Source organism: Amycolatopsis sp. NPDC114503, from assembly GCF_055633655.1.
This window is the reverse complement of record NZ_JBVKDT010000005.1, coordinates 727,507-743,612: the sequence shown is the minus strand read 5'-3', so window position 1 is coordinate 743,612 and position 16,106 is coordinate 727,507. Positions and strand designations below refer to the sequence as shown.

The window sequence follows — 16,106 nt, the reverse complement described above, 5'->3', positions numbered from 1 at the left end:
TGAAAGAGGTGAGGCGATGACCGCGTCAGGTCCGGCCGAGGACGATGCCGGGAATGCCGACCTGGGCGCGGTGTTCCGCGCGCTCGCCGACGAGCATCGCCGCACCGTGATCGCGGAGCTGGCGGCGGACGGGAGCGACCGCGAGCGCACCTGCAACTCGTTCGATCTCCCGGTGTCCAAGCAAACGCAGACGCACCACTTCCGGGTTTTGCGCGAGGCCGGGCTCATCCACGAGATCAATTACGGGAACCGGAAGGGAATCCGGTTGCGCCGGGCGGAAATCAACCGCCGGCTCCCCGGTCTTCTCGACCTGCTGACCGCGGAGCGCCGCGCTTGACACAGCCCGGCGGGAAGGACAGCTGTCCTCCGTGCGTGGCAGGCTCGCCTCATGAACGGTGATGTCGCGAAAGAGCAGTTGCACGGCGAGCTGCGAGAGATGCGCGAGGTGCTGCTCTGGAAGCTCGAGGGGCTGGGCGAGTACGAGATCCGCCGTCCCCTGACCCGGACCGGAACTAACCTTCTCGGCTTGGTCAAACACTTGTCGCTCTGGGAATCCCGGTATCTCGGCGAGGTTTTCGACCGGCCGTTCCCGGAACCTCTGCCCCGATGGGACGACCTCGCGCAACGCGGCGCGGACGTGTGGGCCACCGAGCACGAGACGCGCGAGGAGATCGTCGGCCGCTACCGGCGCGTCTGGGCGCACTCCGACGCGACAATCGCGGCTCTGGCTATGGATTCGCCCGGTCACGTGCCCTGGTGGCCGCGGCCTCAGGTGACGCTGTTCAACGTCCTGGTCCACTTGCTCACCGAGACCAGCCGGCATGCCGGGCACGCCGACATCCTGCGCGAACAACTGGACGGCTCGACCGGCACGGCAGCCGACTACGCCGCCCAGGAGCGCGACGCGACCTTCTGGGAAGCCCGGTGCGACGAGATCGAGCGCGCTGCCACCGCGGCCGTCGCCAAACCTGAATCCGGCCGCCAGTCATAGCGATGATCAATTTTTGTCGGTGCCTTGCGCCACTATGACGGAGTGACTGCATGGAGAGATCGACTCAGCGCCCTCGCTCAAGACCGTCTGCCCGCCGAGGTGGCGGCGAAATGGATCGAGCTGTTCCAACCCGGGATCCGGCTTGCCGCCAAGGGCACGGGGCCGTGCGTGGGGCAGCTCGGCGGAAACCCGGCGCTGCCGGAGGAGGTGGAATGGCCGACGTGGGAGGAGGTAGGGCCGCTCACGTTCGTCGCCGCGGTGGACTGCGCGACGCTGCCGCGCGAGTTCGTGACGATCCCGCTGCCGGAGACGGGCACGCTGCTGTTCTTCTGCTTCGACGGACGCTACTCACCCGACAACTTCAGACACGCGCTGCGCGATAATCCCGACGGCTATCGAGTGTTCTTCGTGCCCGCTGGCACCCCGGTCGCCGAACGAACGCCTCCGTCCGGCCTCGATCCCTATCCGCGCCGTGACGTTTTCGCGGAGGTCGCGGCCACCGCCCCGGAAAGAGGGCACATCCTGCTGGACCAGACCACGACCGCGAGCGGAGCGTCCCTGACTGAAGCTGTCGGGCCGTCCCTCAGCCCTGAACAGATGGGTGCCGGCGTGTTCGGATATCTCACCTGGGAGGTCAACGGGGACGCGCCGCGACATCAGATCGGTGGCTTCGCCGCACCGGTCCAGGACGCTGTGGAGAACGACATCGCGGCGGAAGTGCTGGAGGGCGGATGGGATGATCCGCGGCTCACCGAAGAAGCAGCCCGCTGGGTGCTGCTCGCTCAGTTCGACAGTGACGAAGAAACCGACATGATGTGGGGAGACGTCGGAATGGTGTACTGGCTCATCCGGCCCGACGATCTGCGGGCAGGCCGGTTCGACGCGGCCCGCTGCGTGATGCAGTGCGGCTGACGACAAGCCCGAACGGAAATAGACCATGAAGATCTTGGTGGTGGGCGGCAGCGGCCTGCTGGGGCAGCACGTCCTCGATGAGCTGCGGAATCGCGGGCACGAGACGACCGCAGTCGCGCGTACGGCACGCGAGGGCGTCGACCGGACGCTCGACGTCTCGAAGGCTTCACACGACGAACTGCGCGAAGCACTCGACGGACATGACGGTGTTGTCTTCGCTGGCGGCATGGACGACCGTGCGGTCGGTCGCGGGCCGGTTGAGCCTCGGTTGCGCGCGGGCAACGTCGCACCCGTCGCCGCGTTGTTGCGCGCGGCGCGCGAAGCGGGCTGTACGCGGGCTGCGGTGCTCGGGTCGTATTACACGTACTTCGACCGCGTACGCCCGGAGTGGGGGTTGGCCGCGAAGCATCCGTACGTGGCAAGTCGGCTGGAGCAGGCCCGTGTCGCGCGCGAAACGGCGGGGCCGGAGTTGCCGGTGGCGGTGATCGAAGTGCCGTTTGTCTTTGGGGTCGCGGAGGATCGGGTGCCGCAGTGGTCGGTGCCGATCGTGAAGTGGGTTCGCTCCAACTCGCCGCTCCTCGCGCCTCCCGGCGGGACTGCGGCGACGAGCGCGCGTGGGGTTGGGATCGCGACGGCGGATGCGCTGGAGGCGGCGTCGGCCGCGGATGTCCCGGTGGCAGAGGAGAATCTGCCGTGGACGGACATGTTCGCCCGGCTGGCCGCAGCGGCGGGACGGCCGCGCCGGGTGCGGTCGATGCCGTCCTGGCCGGTGCGCGGTGCGTTCAAACTCGGCGGATTTCTCAACGGGCTCACCGGAAAGCAACCAGGCCTGACGGTACAGCACATGGACGGGCTGCTGTTGCGGGAGCTGTATTTGGAGCTGAACTACTCGGCCCCGGTGGACGAGGCGATCCGGGAAACCGCTGCCGCGCGGTAAGGATCAGCCCAGCCGGGCGCGGTGAGTCCGCACCGCCGCCAACCGCGGATCCGAGGGCTCCAGCACCGCGGACAACGCGTCCAGAATCGCCAGATCGTCCGCACCGCAGGAGGTTTCCCAGAACGCCCACAATGTGTCCGCGTCCCCGCTGTTCAACGCCAGCTGCCGGACCTGCGCGCTGATCGACTCGCGTTCCTCCAGGATCGCGGGCGATTCCGACTCCGCGAGCAGCGGACCCTGGAACGACCGCACCGCCGCCGCGGCGTCTCCGGCGCGCAGGGCGGCCTTGGTGCGCAGGAAGTCCGCGTCCACTGTGGCCGCGAGACGGTACGGGCGCGTCTGCAACACCCCAGTGCCGAGCTGGGTGCGCAACCGGTGGATCTCGGCGCGCACGGTCACCGGATTGCCGGCCTCGCCGTACAGTTGCAACGCCAGCTTCTCCGCCGACAACCCGCGCGGCTGTAGCGCGAGCAAGGTCAGTAATTCGGCGTGCCGCAAGGTGAACGGGATGTCTCGACCCTCCACAGTGGTCGATCCGGGGCCGTCGGTGAGGTATTCGAGGGACAACCTCCGCCGGGTCGCGGAGCCGGAGGTGGCGATCCGCAGGAGATAGCCCTCGTCGAGCGGGTCGACGGTGGCGATCCGGCCGTCCGGCAGGGTGACCGTGCCGCCGCCCTTCCGTACCTCCACAGTGGACGGAAGCGTGCACGATTCGGCCGCCAGCACCCGCCCGCCCGCGGAAAGGAGCGCGCCGGGCTGGCCGTGCAACGACGCCAGATGCGGCATGTTCGCCCGCCGCACCTTCTCGTCGCGGACCGCTAAATCCGCCCGCAGCCGTCCCTCGGCAAGCTGCGCCGTGGCCGTGACCAGCGACAACATCGCCGGATGCACGGTGCGGAGCGGACCGCTGACGTCGATCGAGCCGAGCAGCGCGCCGGTGTCCGGGTCGCGCACGGGGGCCGCGGCGCAGGTCCAGGCGTGATAGCGGCGTACGAGGTGTTCGGCGGAGTAGATCTGCACCGGCTTCCCGGTCGCGAGCGTCGTGCCCATCGCGTTCGTGCCGATCGCCTCTTCGCTCCACCTCGTGCCCTCGGTGAGCGCGACCTGATCCGCGCGCAGCAGCACGCCGGTCGCGCCCTCGCGCCACAGGATCAGCCCGTTCGCGTCGGTCACGATCATCATGTGCTCGGCGTCGTCGGCGATGCTCACCAGCATCTCGCGCAGCAGCGGCAGCACCGGGGCCAGCGGATGCTCCGCGCGCAGGTCGGTGAGTTCGTCCGCCTCGAAGATCAGCGGGGCCTCGCCGGCGTCCGGGTCGACGTGCGCGGCCAGCGAGCGTTCCCACGAAGCCGACACCACTGAGCGTGGCGAGCGCGGCGCGGTGGCCCCGGAGAGCACCGCTTCGCGGACATGCCGGAGAAGCCGCGCGTACGACTCCGGATCGCGCAGCAGGTCGGGTTCGGGCAGCTCCGCCACGTGAACGAGAGTAGAGACCCTGGTCACAAGGCTGCAACGTTGGCGCAACGTTGCCCGGCCTACGGTCGCCGCCGACCGTCACCGACCAGCAACGAGGCAGGGCAAGATGGCCGTATACGCCGCACCGAACACCGACGGCGCCGTCGTCGACTACGAGACCCGCTACGACCACTACATCGGCGGCGAGTACGTCGCCCCGGCGGGCGGGCAGTACTTCGAGAACCCGACGCCGGTGACCGGGAAGACCTTCACCGAGATCGCCCGCGGCACGGCGGCCGACATCGACCGGGCGCTCGACGCGGCCGAGGGCGCCGCACCCGCGTGGGGCCGCACCTCGACCGAGGAACGCGCGAACATCCTGCTCAAGATCGCCGACCGGATGGAGCAGAACCTCGAGAAGATCGCGGTCGCCGAGGCCTGGGAGAACGGCAAGCCGGTCCGCGAAACCCTCGCCGCCGACATCCCGCTCGCGATCGACCACTTCCGCTACTTCGCCGGCGCGCTGCGCGCCCAGGAGGGCGGCATCTCGCAGATCGACGACAACACCGTCGCCTACCACTTCCACGAGCCGCTCGGCGTCGTCGGCCAGATCATCCCGTGGAACTTCCCGCTGCTGATGGCGGTCTGGAAGCTCGCCCCGGCGCTGGCCGCGGGCAACGCGATCGTGCTCAAGCCCGCCGAGCAGACCCCGGCGTCGATCCACCTGCTGCTGTCGATCATCGGCGACCTGATCCCGCCGGGCGTGCTGAACATCGTGAACGGGTTCGGCGTCGAAGCGGGCAAACCGCTCGCGTCGAGCAACCGCGTGCGCAAGGTCGCGTTCACCGGCGAGACGACGACCGGGCGGCTGATCCTGCAGTACGCCAGCGAAAACATCATCCCGGTGACCGTCGAACTGGGCGGCAAGAGTCCGAACATCTTCTTCGACGACGTCGCCGCGGCCAACGACGCGTTCTACGACAAGGCCCAGGAAGGCTTCGCGCTCTTCGCGCTGAACCAGGGCGAAGTCTGCACCTGCCCGTCGCGCGCGCTGATCCAGTCCGGCATCTACGACCGGTTCCTCGGCGACGCGGTCGAGCGCGTGAAGAAGATCAAGCAGGGCAATCCGCTCGACACCGAGACGATGATCGGCGCGCAGGCCTCGAACGACCAGCTCGAGAAAATCCTGTCCTACATCGACATCGGCAAGCAAGAGGGCGCGAAGGTGCTCACCGGCGGCGAGCAGTCCGACCTCGGCGGCGACCTGTCGGGCGGCTACTACGTGCAGCCGACAGTGTTCGAGGGCGACAACAAGATGCGCATCTTCCAGGAAGAGATCTTCGGCCCGGTGGTGTCCGTGGCGAAGTTCGACGACTACGACGACGCGCTCAAGATCGCCAACGACACGCTGTACGGCCTAGGCGCCGGCGTCTGGTCGCGCGACGGGAACACCGCTTACCGCGCGGGCCGCGACATCCAGGCCGGCCGCGTGTGGGTGAATAACTACCACGCCTACCCGGCACACGCGGCCTTCGGCGGCTACAAGGCGTCCGGCATCGGCCGCGAGAACCACAAGATGATGCTGGACCACTACCAGCAGACGAAGAACCTCCTGGTCTCCTACTCCGACCAGGCGCTGGGCTTCTTCTGATGGGGGAACGGGTCGCCCTGACCCCGGCCGCCGCCGACCTGCTGCGGCGGCTGGTGCCAGTCCACGGGCCGGTGATGTTCCACCAGTCCGGCGGATGCTGCGACGGCAGCGCCCCGATGTGTTACCCGGCGGGCGAATTCCGGGTCGGCGCGCACGACGTGCACCTGGGCGACCTGGCGGTGGACGGCATCGACGCGGTGCCGGTGTGGATGTCCGGGCCGCAGTTCGAGTACTGGCGGCATACGCATCTGACCATCGACGTGGTGCCTGGGCGGGGCAGCGGGTTCTCGCTGGAGGCGCCGGAGGGGGTGCGGTTCCTGATCCGGTCGCGGCTGCTCAGCGACGAGGAGTCTGCGGAGCTGAACGGTTGAGCGCGGCACCCGGTGAGCGTTTCCCGCTCACCGGGTGCTGTGGTTCGACCGGGCCGAAAATCTTTGGAAGCCTTGGGTGCGGCACCGCTAGGTTTGCTCCATGGTGTCGCGGATTCTTGCGGTGGTCGCTGCGCTTTGTGCCGCAGTCACGGTGGCCGGATGCGGCGGCCCGCCGGATCCGCGGGCGTATCCGGGCAGCGAGGACGGCGTCAGCTGGGAAGAGGCCTCGGCCCGGTTCCAGGTGACGCTGCCGTCCTGTGCGGTCAAGGGTTTCCGGTTCGACGTCCAGCCCAGGCTCACCGAACGGCTCGCCTTCACCTTCGTCGCGCCGAAGTCCTGTGTGGACGATTTCCTGGAGCAGTACGGCGCGGACCCGGCGGAGCCGAGTCTCAAGTGGCCGAGAGACGATCCCCAGGACCCGCTGTCGCCGTTCAACGCGAACGAGATGCGGCAGTTCGGCTGGACCTATGACCCCAACGCCAAGGCTTACCTCTATACCCACTTCGAGACGCCGTATCACGCGACGTTCTGGGTGTTCGTGAAACCCGGCGCCGAGGAGACGGTCTACGTGCGAAGCCAGACCCCTGGCTTCCCCGACCCGTCCAAATAGCCCAGCGCACTTGCTAGGTTCACTCCATGCTGTCGCTGAAAGACGTCTACGTAGGCGAGCCGACCGTGCTCGGCCACCAGCGGGACCAACCAGTCCTGAGCGCCATCCGGAAAACCCGCGTCGGCACGCCGGAACTGGCGCTGTCCGAGCTGAACCTGGCCGGTGACCGCCAGGCCGACCTCTCGGTGCACGGCGGCCCGGACAAAGCCGTCTACGTCTATCCGGTCGAGCACTATCCGGTGTGGACCGACGAGGGGTACGACGTCGCGCACGGCGACTTCGGCGAGAATCTCTCCGTGCACGGCGCGCTGGAGAGCGACGCGCGCATCGGCGACGTCTGGGCCTGGGGCGACGCGCTCGTGCAGATCGCGCAGCCGCGGCATCCGTGCTTCAAGCTCGCGATGCGGACCGGCCGCAAGGACGTCGTGCCCGCGATGATCGACGCCCGTCGCTGCGGGTGGTACCTGCGCGTGCTGCGGCCAGGCACCGTCCCGACGGCCGGACCGCTCGACCTGGTGGAGCGGTCCGAGGGTCCGACCGTCGCGGAGACGTTCCAGGTCGCGTCGGCGAATTACGCACGGCTGCCCGAACCTGGGCAGATGCTGGAGCTGGCCGAGCGGGTGCTGTCGGCCGACGCGTTGCCCGAGGGTTATCGCAAGGGCATCCAGTCCAAAGTGGACCGGGCTAGGGAATCACTTCCAGTCGACCTGGGGTGAGCGGTAGAAGTCGATTCCCTGGGCTTCCCAGCGCGGCGCTTGCTTGGCGATGCGGCCCCGGTAGCCGTCCCAGGTCCGGGACTGCTTTGGCGACCAGCCGATTTCCGCGACGCCGGGCAGGCGCGGGAAGGCCATGTACTCGATGTCGTCGTTGGTCCGGATGGTCTCCGTCCACAATGGAGCTTCGACCCCGGCGACGGATTTCTCCCCGACGCCGGGGACGAGTGTCGCCGGGTCCCATTCGTAGGCGTCGCGGACTTCGACCAGACCGGCCCAATCCTGGCCGAGTTTGGTCGATTCCGTGTACTTCATGTCGAGATAGGCGTGGTTGGCGGGCGACATGATGAACTTGTTCCCGCGCGCCGCCGCGGCGGCCACGTCCGCGTTCGGGCCGCCCTGATCCCAGTACTGCGGCACGGCGGACGTCGGCAGCGGCGTCTTCGCCATTTCGTGCCAGCCGGTGATCAGCTTGCCGTACTTGGCGACCATCGGGGTTACCTTCTCGTAGAAGGCTTTGTAGTCCGCGGCTGACGTCGAATGCGCTTCGTCGCCGCCGATGCCGATGTACTTGCCGGGCGTGATCGCGGCGAGTTCGCGGATCACGTCCTCCACGAATCGATACGTGGTGGGCGAATTGATGCACAGCGAGCTGTAGCCGACCTCGATGTCGGTGCGCGGCGGGACTGCCTTGCCGTCGCAGTTGAGTTCCGCATACACCGACTGTGCGGCGTTCGTGTGCCCGGGCATGTCGATTTCCGGCACGACCGTGATGTGGCGGCTCGCGGCGTACGCGACGATGTCGCTGTACTGCTCCTGCGTGTAATAACCGCCCGGATCGCCATAGGCCGCGGTCTTGCCGCCTTCAGTCGCCAGGCGGGGCCAGCTCTTGATTTCGATGCGCCAGCCCTGGTCGTCGCTGAGATGCAGGTGCAGTGTGTTGATCTTGTACTGGACGATCTGGTCGATGTACTTCTTCACCTGCGCAGGCGTGAAGAAGTGCCGCGCGACGTCGAGCATCGCGCCGCGGTGGGCGAAGCGCGGGTAGTCGAGCACGCTGCCGCCGGCGATCGTCCACGTCCGGTGCTGCACCGATTTCGCCTCGATCGCGGACGGCAGCAGCTGCCGAAGCGACTGGACGCCGGTGAACAGCCCGGCGGAGGTGTTGGCGCGCAGCTGGACGCCGTTCTTCGTGACGTCGAGCTGGTATCCCTCGTCGCCGACGCGCGGGTCGGCGTGGCCGAGGTCGAGCGAGATCGATGACAGTCCCGGGCTCACCGGGACGACCGGTAGCGGGAAGCCGGTCGCGGGCCGCAGCAGCCCGCGCAGGTACGAGGCGACGTCGCCGGTGCCGTGCCCGGCCCGGATCACCGTCAGCGGCGTGAGCCGGAAGGTGGCGTCCGCCTTCGCCACGGCGTGCACCGGCATCGGCACGAGGTCGGTGACCTGCCGTTCGCTGGGCGCGGGACTCGCCGCGGCCGGCCCGGGCACTCCCACCGCGGCGAGCCCGAGCACGGTCACCCCAAGCACGGCCCTGGACAGGGTCTTCCTCACGGCATACCTCCGGTCGCGTCGCGGAGAAGGCGGACTCCAAGAGGTATAGACCACTACCGGGGACGCTGACAACGCCCGAAAGGGTCTGCTGACGCTGGATGTCCCGTTCGCCGGGATGCTCAGGGCCGCAGGATCGCCCGCAAGGCGTCGAGCACCGACGGGTCCTCGATGGTCGACGGAACCGCCTCGTCGCGACCGTCGGCGATCCCGCGCATCGTCTTGCGCAGGATCTTCCCCGAGCGCGTCTTCGGCAGCGCGTTGACCACCGAGACGTCCCGGAACGCCGCCACCGGCCCGATATCGCGACGGACCAGCGCGACCAGCTCGTCCCGCAGCTGGTCCTCGGGCACCTCCACCCCGGACTTCAGCACCACGAAACCGCGCGGCACCTGCCCCTTCAGCTGGTCCGCGACCCCGATCACCGCACACTCCGCGACCGCCGGATGCGACGCCAGCACGGCCTCCATCGAACCGGTCGACAGCCGGTGCCCGGCCACGTTGATCACGTCGTCGGTGCGGCCCATGACGAAGAGGTAGCCGTCCTCGTCGAGGTAGCCCGAGTCACCGGTCAGGTAGTAGCCGGGATAGCGCGACAGGTACGCCTCGCGGTAGCGCTCGTCGTCGCCCCACAGCGTCGGCAGCGAACCTGGCGGCAGCGGCAGTTTCAGCGTGATCGCGCCTTCGCGGCCGGCCGGCAGTTCCTCGCCCGCCTGGTCGAGGATCCGCACGTCCCAGCCGGGAACGGGTTTCGTCGCCGACCCGGGTTTGACCGGCATCGGCTCGAGACCGCGCGGGTTGGCCGCGATCGGCCAGCCGGTTTCGGTCTGCCACCAGTGGTCGACGACCGGCGTGCCGAGGATGTCGTGGGCCCAGTGGTAGGTCTCCGGATCGAGCCGCTCGCCCGCCATGAACAGCGTGCGGAAGCGGGACAGGTCGTACTTCTTGAGTTCGTCCGCGTCCGGGTCCACCTTTTTCACCGCGCGCAACGCCGTCGGCGCGGTGAACAGCGCCTGCACGCCGTGTTCGGAGATGACCCGCCAGAACGCGCCAGCGTCCGGCGTTCCGACGGGTTTTCCCTCGTACAGCACGGTTGTAGCGCCGACCAGCAGCGGCGCGTAGACGATGTACGAGTGCCCGACGACCCAGCCGACGTCGGAGGCCGTCCACCACACATCCCCGGCGTGAATGTCGTACAGCGCGCCCATCGACCACGCCAGCGCGACCGCGTGCCCGCCCGCGTCGCGGACGACGCCCTTCGGCCGCCCGGTGGTGCCGGAGGTGTAGAGGATGTACAGCGGATCGGTCGCCTTCACCGGAACCGGATCCACCGGGTCGGCGTCGGCGACAAGCTCAGTCCAGTCGAGATCGGTGCCGGACAGCTTTGCGCGCGCCTGCTCGCGCTGGAACACCACGACGTGGTCCGGCTGGTGCTCGGTGGTCTCGAGGGCGGCGTCGATGATCGGCTTGTACTCGACGACCCGCGTCGGCTCGATCCCGCACGACGCGGCCAGGATCAGCTTCGGCTTGGCGTCCTCGATCCGCGCGGCCAGTTCCTTCGGCGCGAACCCGCCGAACACCACGGAGTGCACCGCGCCGATCCGCGCGCAGGCGAGCATCGCGATGACCGCCTGCGGGATCATCGGCAGATAAAGGATCACGCGATCGCCGCGGGCGACGCCGAGCGACGCGAGCGCGCCGGCGAAGGTCGCGACCTCGTCCCGCAGCTCGGCGTAGGTGTAGCGGCGTTTGCGCCCGCTGACCGGCGAATCCCAGATCAGCGCGTCCTGCGCGCCGCGACCGCCGTCGGCGTGTCGGTCGAGGGCGTTGTAGGAGGTGTTCAGCTCCCCGTCGGGATACCAGCGGTAGAACGGCGCGGCGGACGAATCGAGCGCGCGGGTGGGCCGCTGCGTCCAGTCGATCGCCCGGGCGGCTTCGAGCCAGAACTGTTCCGGGTCGTCCAGACTGCGTCGATACGTCTCGGTGTACGCGCCCACGAGGTCTCCTTTGACTTCAGACGGCCGAATCTGCCCTCATGATGGCCTTTCCCGCGGCGGGTCGCAGGTCAGCGCGGTCCGCCGGGATGGATGCGGTGGATCACGATCCGGGCGCGACCCGGCAACCCCGCGGAGGCCGTGTGCGTCCTAAGCTGGACCGTGGGGAACGGCCGCGCAGCGGCACGAGGGCAACACTGACAGTGAGGGGAACCAGCCGGTGAGCGGAATCGCGAGCGCGCTGCTCTCGTTCGCGCACACCTTGTTCGGCCCGGGGTTCTGCCCCGGCGACTGGGTGTGGGCGACGACCACAGCGGGTGCGCTCGTCGCGCTCTTCCCGGCGGCGGGGGCGCTGATCGTGGCGATCGTCCGCAAGGGGACCGGCAACCGGTACGACGCGACCACGCTCACCGTGTTCGGGCTCATCGGCGTCGTCAGCGTGCTGGTGCTGCCGTGGCTGATGGCGTCGGGCATCTCGGAAACCTTCCGCGCGGCCAACGCGGGCGGCGCGAGCGGTCTGTCGGCCTCCGAAATGGCCAAGCTGAGCACGAACTACTGCTCGTTCATCGGCCCGCAGAAGACCTACCTGGGCGGCGGGTCGAACGTCTTCGAGACGCTCTTCTACCCGCGCGGCCTCAAGCTTTCCTACGTGCTGTACCTGCTCGCCTTCACGGTGCTGCCGGTCGGTTCGCTGCTGTTCGTGATGCTGCAGGCGCGCACCGCGTTCCGTCGCGGGCCGAAGTGGCCGTCGCGGTTTTTCTGGATTCCCTTCGTGGTCATGGCGATCGCGTCGGCGGGCATGTCGGCCAACACCGCGGTGCACTTCTGGCTCGGGTTCCTGCCGTTCAGCATCCTGGGACTGATCCCGGTCGCGCTGGTCGGCCCGCCGCCGTGGTCGGTGATCAACCGGCCGGAGCCGCGCCGCGACGAACCGCCCGCCGCGCAGCCGCCACCCCGCCGGGAGCAGCTGCCGCCGCCTCCGCCGCCGCAGAACAAGCCGTACCCGGCCACCGCGCTGGCGTCCGCTCCGGAGCCGCCGCCGGCCGGGGCGCTGGCCGCCGCGCCCGGCATGATTCCGCCGCCTCCTGGCTCGCGCAACGCGGGCAGCAGCCGGTACCGGCGCGTCCGCCAGCTCGGGACCGGCGGGTTCGGCACGGTCTGGGAAGCCGTCGACACGCAGCTCAACCGCACTGTCGCGCTGAAGATCGCGCACGCGCCCGACCACGACACCGAGGAGCGGATGCAGCGCGAGGCGCGAGCGCTGGCCGTGGTGAACCACCCCAACTGCGTCCGCGTGTACGACCTGGCCGAGGAACCGGACGGGCTCGCGCTCGTCATGGAGTACCTGCAGGGCCGCCCGCTCGCCGAGGTGGTCGACGGACAGGGCCCGATCGACGACGTCGCCGCCGGACGGCTGTGGTCGACGATGGCGGGCGCGCTGGTCGCGGCGCACGAGCGGGGCGTGCTGCACCGCGACGTGAAGCCGTCCAACGTCATCCTCGACCCGGCGGGCATCGCGCACCTCATCGACTTCGGCATCGCCCGCAGCCAGGGCGATTCCAAGATGACCGCCACCGGGATGATGATCGGCACGCCCGACTTCGTCGCGCCGGAACAGGCGATGGGCTCCCCGGCGAGCCCGGCCTCAGACGCGTGGCAGCTCGCCGCCACGGTCAGCTACGCGCTGACCGGCCAGCCGCCGCGCGGCACCCGCGAGACGCCGATGGCCGCGCTGATGGCCGCGGCGCGGGCCGATCCGGTCACGCACATGCCGCAGCGTTCGGTGCACGCGCGGATACTGGCGGCGTCGCTGGATCCGGAACCGCGCCGTCGTCCGACGCTGAACTCGGTGCGACGCGAGGTCGACGGCTGGCTGAGCCGCCAGGGCAAGGCGCTGGACGGGCCGGTTACGCAGATCGTTCCGCGCCGCTCACCCCGCTGAGCCTCGTGAGTGCTAATACCGGTTAGAACCGGCATTAGCGCTCACGACGGCTTCACTGCGGAAAACTCCAGCCGCTTCTTCGGCTCGCACTCCACGCGCACCTGCTCGAACCCGGCCGCTGTCAGCCGGGCGGGCAGGGTGTCCGCGTCGAGGACGTTCATCGTGTCCCCGAGATGCAGCAGCCGGAAGCCGAAGCTGAGCTGGCTGTCCACGCCGCAGTAGGCGCCGCCGGGCCGCAGCACCCGGAACGCCTCCGCGAAGATCCGGTCCTGCAGCGCGGTCGTCGGCACGTGGTGCAGCATCGTGAAGCACACGACCCCGGAGAACCGGCCGTCCTCGAACGGCATTTCCGCGCCGCTGCCCTCGACGACCTCGACCCGGTCGCCGTATTTCTGCCGCAACAACCGGGTCGACGCCGGGTCGATTTCGAGCGCGGTCAGCCGCGGCAAAGCGTCGACCAGCACCCGCGTGGTCGCCCCGAAACCCGGTCCGATTTCCAGCACGTCGTCGCCGAGTTCGAAGCGGGCGAGCCAGTCCGGCAGCACCCCGGCCACCGCGGCGGCCCACCTTTCCGAGCTGCAGAGCTTGCGGTGCATCAGGTTCATCGGCATGGCCTCGACGCTAGGGACGAGCCGCGCTGACCGGAAGACGATAGGCTGTCACTTCATGTCGCAGTACGGTCAAACCGGCGCGATGCTGCTCGGCGACCTTCCGATCGCGGCCGGAGCCTGGTTCCCCTGGCACGACCATCCGGCGCACCAGCTCGTCTGGGCCGCGCGCGGGGTCGCCGCGGTGATGGTCGGCGACGCGCAATGGGTCCTGCCGTCCACGCGCGCGCTCTGGATCCCGGTCGGCGTCTGGCATCGCACGGGCGCGGTCGGGGACGCCGAACTGCGCGGCATCTACGCCGATCCGGAGCAGTGCCCGGTCGACTGGCCCGCTCCGCGAATCGTCATCGTCCGGCCGTTGCTGCGGGAGCTGCTGGAGCACCTGTCCGCGGATGGCATCAGCGACGACGCCCGCCGTCGCGCCGAGGCGGTCGCGTTCGATCTGCTGGAGCCGATGGACGTGGCACCGATCGTCGTGCCCGCGCCCGCCGATCCCCGAGCGCAAGACGTCGCTGACGCGGTGCTCACCGACCCCGCCGACTCGCGCAGCCTGGCCGAGCTGGGCCGGGACGTCGGTGCGAGCGAACGGACGCTGGCCCGCGCGTTTGCCCGCGACTGCCGGATGACGTTCGGCACCTGGCGCACGCAAGCACGGTTGCGCGCGGCATTGCCGTTGCTGGCACAGGGTTTGCCGATGACGACCGTCGCGCACCGGGTCGGGTACGCGACGGCCAGCGCGTTCGTCGCCGCCTTCCGCCGGGCGGTCGGGGTGCCGCCGGGTGCTTACTTCAGCGCCACGAAGGCAGCCACATCTCCGCCTGCCAATGGTCGTTCGTGATCGGGATTCCGTTGAGAATCGGCCACAGCCAGGCGAAGTTCGCGACCACCAGCCCGACGTAGAGCGACACGACGAGCAGACCGGTGCCCCTGCGTTCGAATCCGCGTTTGGCGCTGCCGAGGATCTGCCCGAGCGCCAGCACCAGGCCGAGCACCAGGAACGGGGCCATCGGCGTGGCGTAGAAGAAGTACATCTGCCGGTCGATGTTGGTGAACCAGGGCAGGTAACCGGCGAAGTAGCCGGTCAGCACGGCGGCGTAGCGCCAGTCCGCGCGGAAGAACCAGCGCCACAGGCCCCAGCCGAGCATCGGGACGGCCAGCCACCACATCGCGGGCGTGCCGATCAGCATCGTCGCGCCGAGGCAGCGCGATTCGCCGCAGCCGGTGACGTTGCCGTCGTAGTAGTAGAGCATCGGCCGCAGGCCCATCGGCCACGTCCACGGCTTCGACTCCCACGGATGCGGATTGTCCTTGGGCGTCACCAGAGTCTCGTGGAAATGCAGCACGTTGGCGGTGTAGCTGCCGAGCGAACGCAGCGCGGGCGGGATCCAGCCGAACATGCCCGGGTCGAGGTTCTTGATCTCGGTGTAGTGCCGGTCGGTCGCGGTTTCGCTGGCGAACCACGCCCAGTACGCCGCCAGGTACATCAGCACCGGCACGACGAGAATCGCCCACAGTGCGGGCGCGACGTCGCGGCGGATCGTGCCGACCCACGGCCGCTGAACGCCCGCCGCGCGCCGGGCCGCGACATCGAAGAACACGGTGAGCAGGCCGAACGCCGCGATATAGTACAGCGCCGACCATTTGACGCCGAAGGTCAGGCCGATCATCAGCCCGGCCGCGAACCGCCACCAGCGGAAGCCGAGCTTCGGTCCCCACTGCGATTCGCCGATCCAGCCTTCGCGCACCGCGACGGCCAGCCGCTGCCGCACCTGGTCGCGGTCGCAGAGCACGCAGGCGAACGCGGCGAGCACGAAGAACGCGATGAAGATGTCGAGCATCCCCATCCGCGACTGCAGGTGCAGCACGCCGTCGCAGATCACCAGCACGCCCGCGATGCCGCCGAGCAGCGTCGAGCGGGTGAGCCGGCGCGCGATGCGCACGGTGAGCAGCACGATCAGCGTGCCGGCCACGGCGGACATGAACCGCCAGCCCCAGCCGTTGTAGTGGAAGAGCCACTCGCCGAACGCGATGAAGTCCTTGGCCAGCGGCGGGTGCACGATCAGCTCGTACCCGGCGTTGTCCTCGTACCCGCCGTTGCGCAGCATCTGCGCGGCCTGGGGCACGTAGTGCTTCTCGTCGAAGACGGGACTGTTGTGGTCAGTGGGAAAGCCCAGATTCTGCATCCGGACGACGCCGCCGATCACGGTCAGCACGATCGTGACGATCCAGCCGCGCAGCCAGTCGGCGGGCATGGCCCGGCCGAGCAGGGTGGCTTCGCGGTCGGTCGGAGGGCGGCGCGCGTCGACCGGGTCCGGCCGCACGCTCTCGTCGTCGGCACGGGTCAGCAGCGCGGTCACGGGGCCCGATAGTA

General features: G+C 69.2%; 15 protein-coding genes. 10 read left to right on the top strand and 5 right to left on the bottom strand.

The genetic code is table 11. From position 1 onward, the window contains the following. Positions 1–16: 16 nt before the first annotated feature. The 4 genes from ACZ7OI_RS25250 to ACZ7OI_RS25235 are packed head-to-tail and all read left to right on the top strand — an operon-like array spanning position 17 to position 2,840. On the top strand, positions 17–337 hold the full coding sequence (locus ACZ7OI_RS25250) for an ArsR/SmtB family transcription factor (protein ID WP_470266625.1): 321 nt from the start codon (positions 17–19) through the stop codon (positions 335–337). A 51-nt stretch (positions 338–388) separates the two neighbouring features. After that, positions 389–991 (top strand): DinB family protein, encoded by a 603-nt coding sequence (locus tag ACZ7OI_RS25245; RefSeq protein ID WP_470266624.1) that lies wholly within the window; start codon positions 389–391, stop codon positions 989–991. A 42-nt stretch (positions 992–1,033) separates the two neighbouring features. Continuing rightward, complete coding sequence (locus tag ACZ7OI_RS25240; RefSeq protein WP_470266623.1) at positions 1,034–1,903, top strand: YwqG family protein; 870 nt, start codon at positions 1,034–1,036, stop codon at positions 1,901–1,903. 25 nt (positions 1,904–1,928) lie between these two features. Further along, on the top strand, positions 1,929–2,840 hold the full coding sequence (locus ACZ7OI_RS25235) for an NAD-dependent epimerase/dehydratase family protein (protein WP_470266622.1): 912 nt from the start codon (positions 1,929–1,931) through the stop codon (positions 2,838–2,840). Positions 2,841–2,843: 3 nt separating this feature from the next. On the opposite strand, the gene ACZ7OI_RS25230 is transcribed toward ACZ7OI_RS25235, so the two are convergent. Next, positions 2,844–4,316: a helix-turn-helix domain-containing protein gene (locus ACZ7OI_RS25230; protein ID WP_470266621.1), complete on the bottom strand. Its 1,473-nt coding sequence runs from the start codon at positions 4,314–4,316 to the stop codon at positions 2,844–2,846. A 106-nt stretch (positions 4,317–4,422) separates the two neighbouring features. On the opposite strand from ACZ7OI_RS25230, the gene adh reads away from it, so the two are divergent. The 4 genes from adh to ACZ7OI_RS25210 all read left to right on the top strand — a co-directional run bounded on the left by adh (position 4,423) and on the right by ACZ7OI_RS25210 (position 7,643). Continuing rightward, positions 4,423–5,946: an aldehyde dehydrogenase gene (gene adh, locus ACZ7OI_RS25225; protein ID WP_470236090.1), complete on the top strand. Its 1,524-nt coding sequence runs from the start codon at positions 4,423–4,425 to the stop codon at positions 5,944–5,946. Continuing rightward, positions 5,946–6,317: a DUF779 domain-containing protein gene (locus tag ACZ7OI_RS25220; RefSeq protein WP_470266620.1), complete on the top strand. Its 372-nt coding sequence runs from the start codon at positions 5,946–5,948 to the stop codon at positions 6,315–6,317. Before adh ends, ACZ7OI_RS25220 begins: the two co-directional genes overlap by 1 nt. Positions 6,318–6,417: 100 nt before the next feature. Continuing rightward, complete coding sequence (locus tag ACZ7OI_RS25215) at positions 6,418–6,927, top strand: hypothetical protein (RefSeq protein ID WP_470266619.1); 510 nt, start codon at positions 6,418–6,420, stop codon at positions 6,925–6,927. Positions 6,928–6,953: 26 nt separating this feature from the next. Further along, positions 6,954–7,643 carry an MOSC domain-containing protein gene (locus tag ACZ7OI_RS25210; protein ID WP_470266618.1) on the top strand — a complete coding sequence of 230 codons (690 nt, stop codon included), beginning with the start codon at positions 6,954–6,956 and terminating at the stop codon, positions 7,641–7,643. Here ACZ7OI_RS25210 and ACZ7OI_RS25205 read toward each other — a convergent pair. Further along, on the bottom strand, positions 7,620–9,194 hold the full coding sequence (locus ACZ7OI_RS25205) for a beta-N-acetylhexosaminidase (RefSeq protein WP_470266617.1): 1,575 nt from the start codon (positions 9,192–9,194) through the stop codon (positions 7,620–7,622). The genes ACZ7OI_RS25210 and ACZ7OI_RS25205 overlap by 24 nt on opposite strands. A gap of 119 nt (positions 9,195–9,313) precedes the next feature. Continuing rightward, the gene (locus ACZ7OI_RS25200) at positions 9,314–11,188 is read right to left on the bottom strand and encodes a propionyl-CoA synthetase (RefSeq protein WP_470266616.1); all 1,875 of its coding nucleotides are present in this window, start codon (positions 11,186–11,188) and stop codon (positions 9,314–9,316) included. A 217-nt stretch (positions 11,189–11,405) separates the two neighbouring features. Here ACZ7OI_RS25200 and ACZ7OI_RS25195 point away from each other — a divergent pair, with 217 nt between their 5' ends. Continuing rightward, positions 11,406–13,127, top strand: coding sequence for a serine/threonine-protein kinase (locus tag ACZ7OI_RS25195; RefSeq protein ID WP_470266615.1), 1,722 nt, complete (start codon positions 11,406–11,408; stop codon positions 13,125–13,127). A gap of 41 nt (positions 13,128–13,168) precedes the next feature. Here ACZ7OI_RS25195 and ACZ7OI_RS25190 read toward each other — a convergent pair whose 3' ends face one another. Continuing rightward, a complete protein-coding gene (locus ACZ7OI_RS25190) occupies positions 13,169–13,738 on the bottom strand; it encodes a class I SAM-dependent methyltransferase (RefSeq protein WP_470266614.1) in 570 nt (189 codons plus the stop codon). A gap of 55 nt (positions 13,739–13,793) precedes the next feature. Between ACZ7OI_RS25190 and ACZ7OI_RS25185 the strand changes: the two genes are divergently transcribed. After that, positions 13,794–14,573: an AraC family transcriptional regulator gene (locus ACZ7OI_RS25185; RefSeq protein WP_470266613.1), complete on the top strand. Its 780-nt coding sequence runs from the start codon at positions 13,794–13,796 to the stop codon at positions 14,571–14,573. Here ACZ7OI_RS25185 and ACZ7OI_RS25180 read toward each other — a convergent pair. Continuing rightward, on the bottom strand, positions 14,524–16,092 hold the full coding sequence (locus ACZ7OI_RS25180) for a dolichyl-phosphate-mannose--protein mannosyltransferase (RefSeq protein WP_470266612.1): 1,569 nt from the start codon (positions 16,090–16,092) through the stop codon (positions 14,524–14,526). The two genes, ACZ7OI_RS25185 and ACZ7OI_RS25180, sit on opposite strands and share 50 nt — an antisense overlap. Between the last annotated feature and the right edge of the window lie 14 nt (positions 16,093–16,106).

Bases quoted from the DNA above. Each gene is read 5' to 3' on its own strand.
- ACZ7OI_RS25250 (WP_470266625.1), top strand. From the start codon at position 17: ATGACCGCGTCAGGTCCGGCCGAGGACGATGCCGGGAATGCCGACCTG.
- ACZ7OI_RS25245 (WP_470266624.1), top strand. From the start codon at position 389: ATGAACGGTGATGTCGCGAAAGAGCAGTTGCACGGCGAGCTGCGAGAG.
- ACZ7OI_RS25235 (WP_470266622.1), top strand. From the start codon at position 1,929: ATGAAGATCTTGGTGGTGGGCGGCAGCGGCCTGCTGGGGCAGCACGTC.
- adh (WP_470236090.1), top strand. From the start codon at position 4,423: ATGGCCGTATACGCCGCACCGAACACCGACGGCGCCGTCGTCGACTAC.
- ACZ7OI_RS25220 (WP_470266620.1), top strand. From the start codon at position 5,946: ATGGGGGAACGGGTCGCCCTGACCCCGGCCGCCGCCGACCTGCTGCGG.
- ACZ7OI_RS25215 (WP_470266619.1), top strand. From the start codon at position 6,418: ATGGTGTCGCGGATTCTTGCGGTGGTCGCTGCGCTTTGTGCCGCAGTC.
- ACZ7OI_RS25210 (WP_470266618.1), top strand. From the start codon at position 6,954: ATGCTGTCGCTGAAAGACGTCTACGTAGGCGAGCCGACCGTGCTCGGC.
- ACZ7OI_RS25190 (WP_470266614.1), bottom strand. From the start codon at position 13,738: ATGCCGATGAACCTGATGCACCGCAAGCTCTGCAGCTCGGAAAGGTGG.
- ACZ7OI_RS25185 (WP_470266613.1), top strand. From the start codon at position 13,794: ATGTCGCAGTACGGTCAAACCGGCGCGATGCTGCTCGGCGACCTTCCG.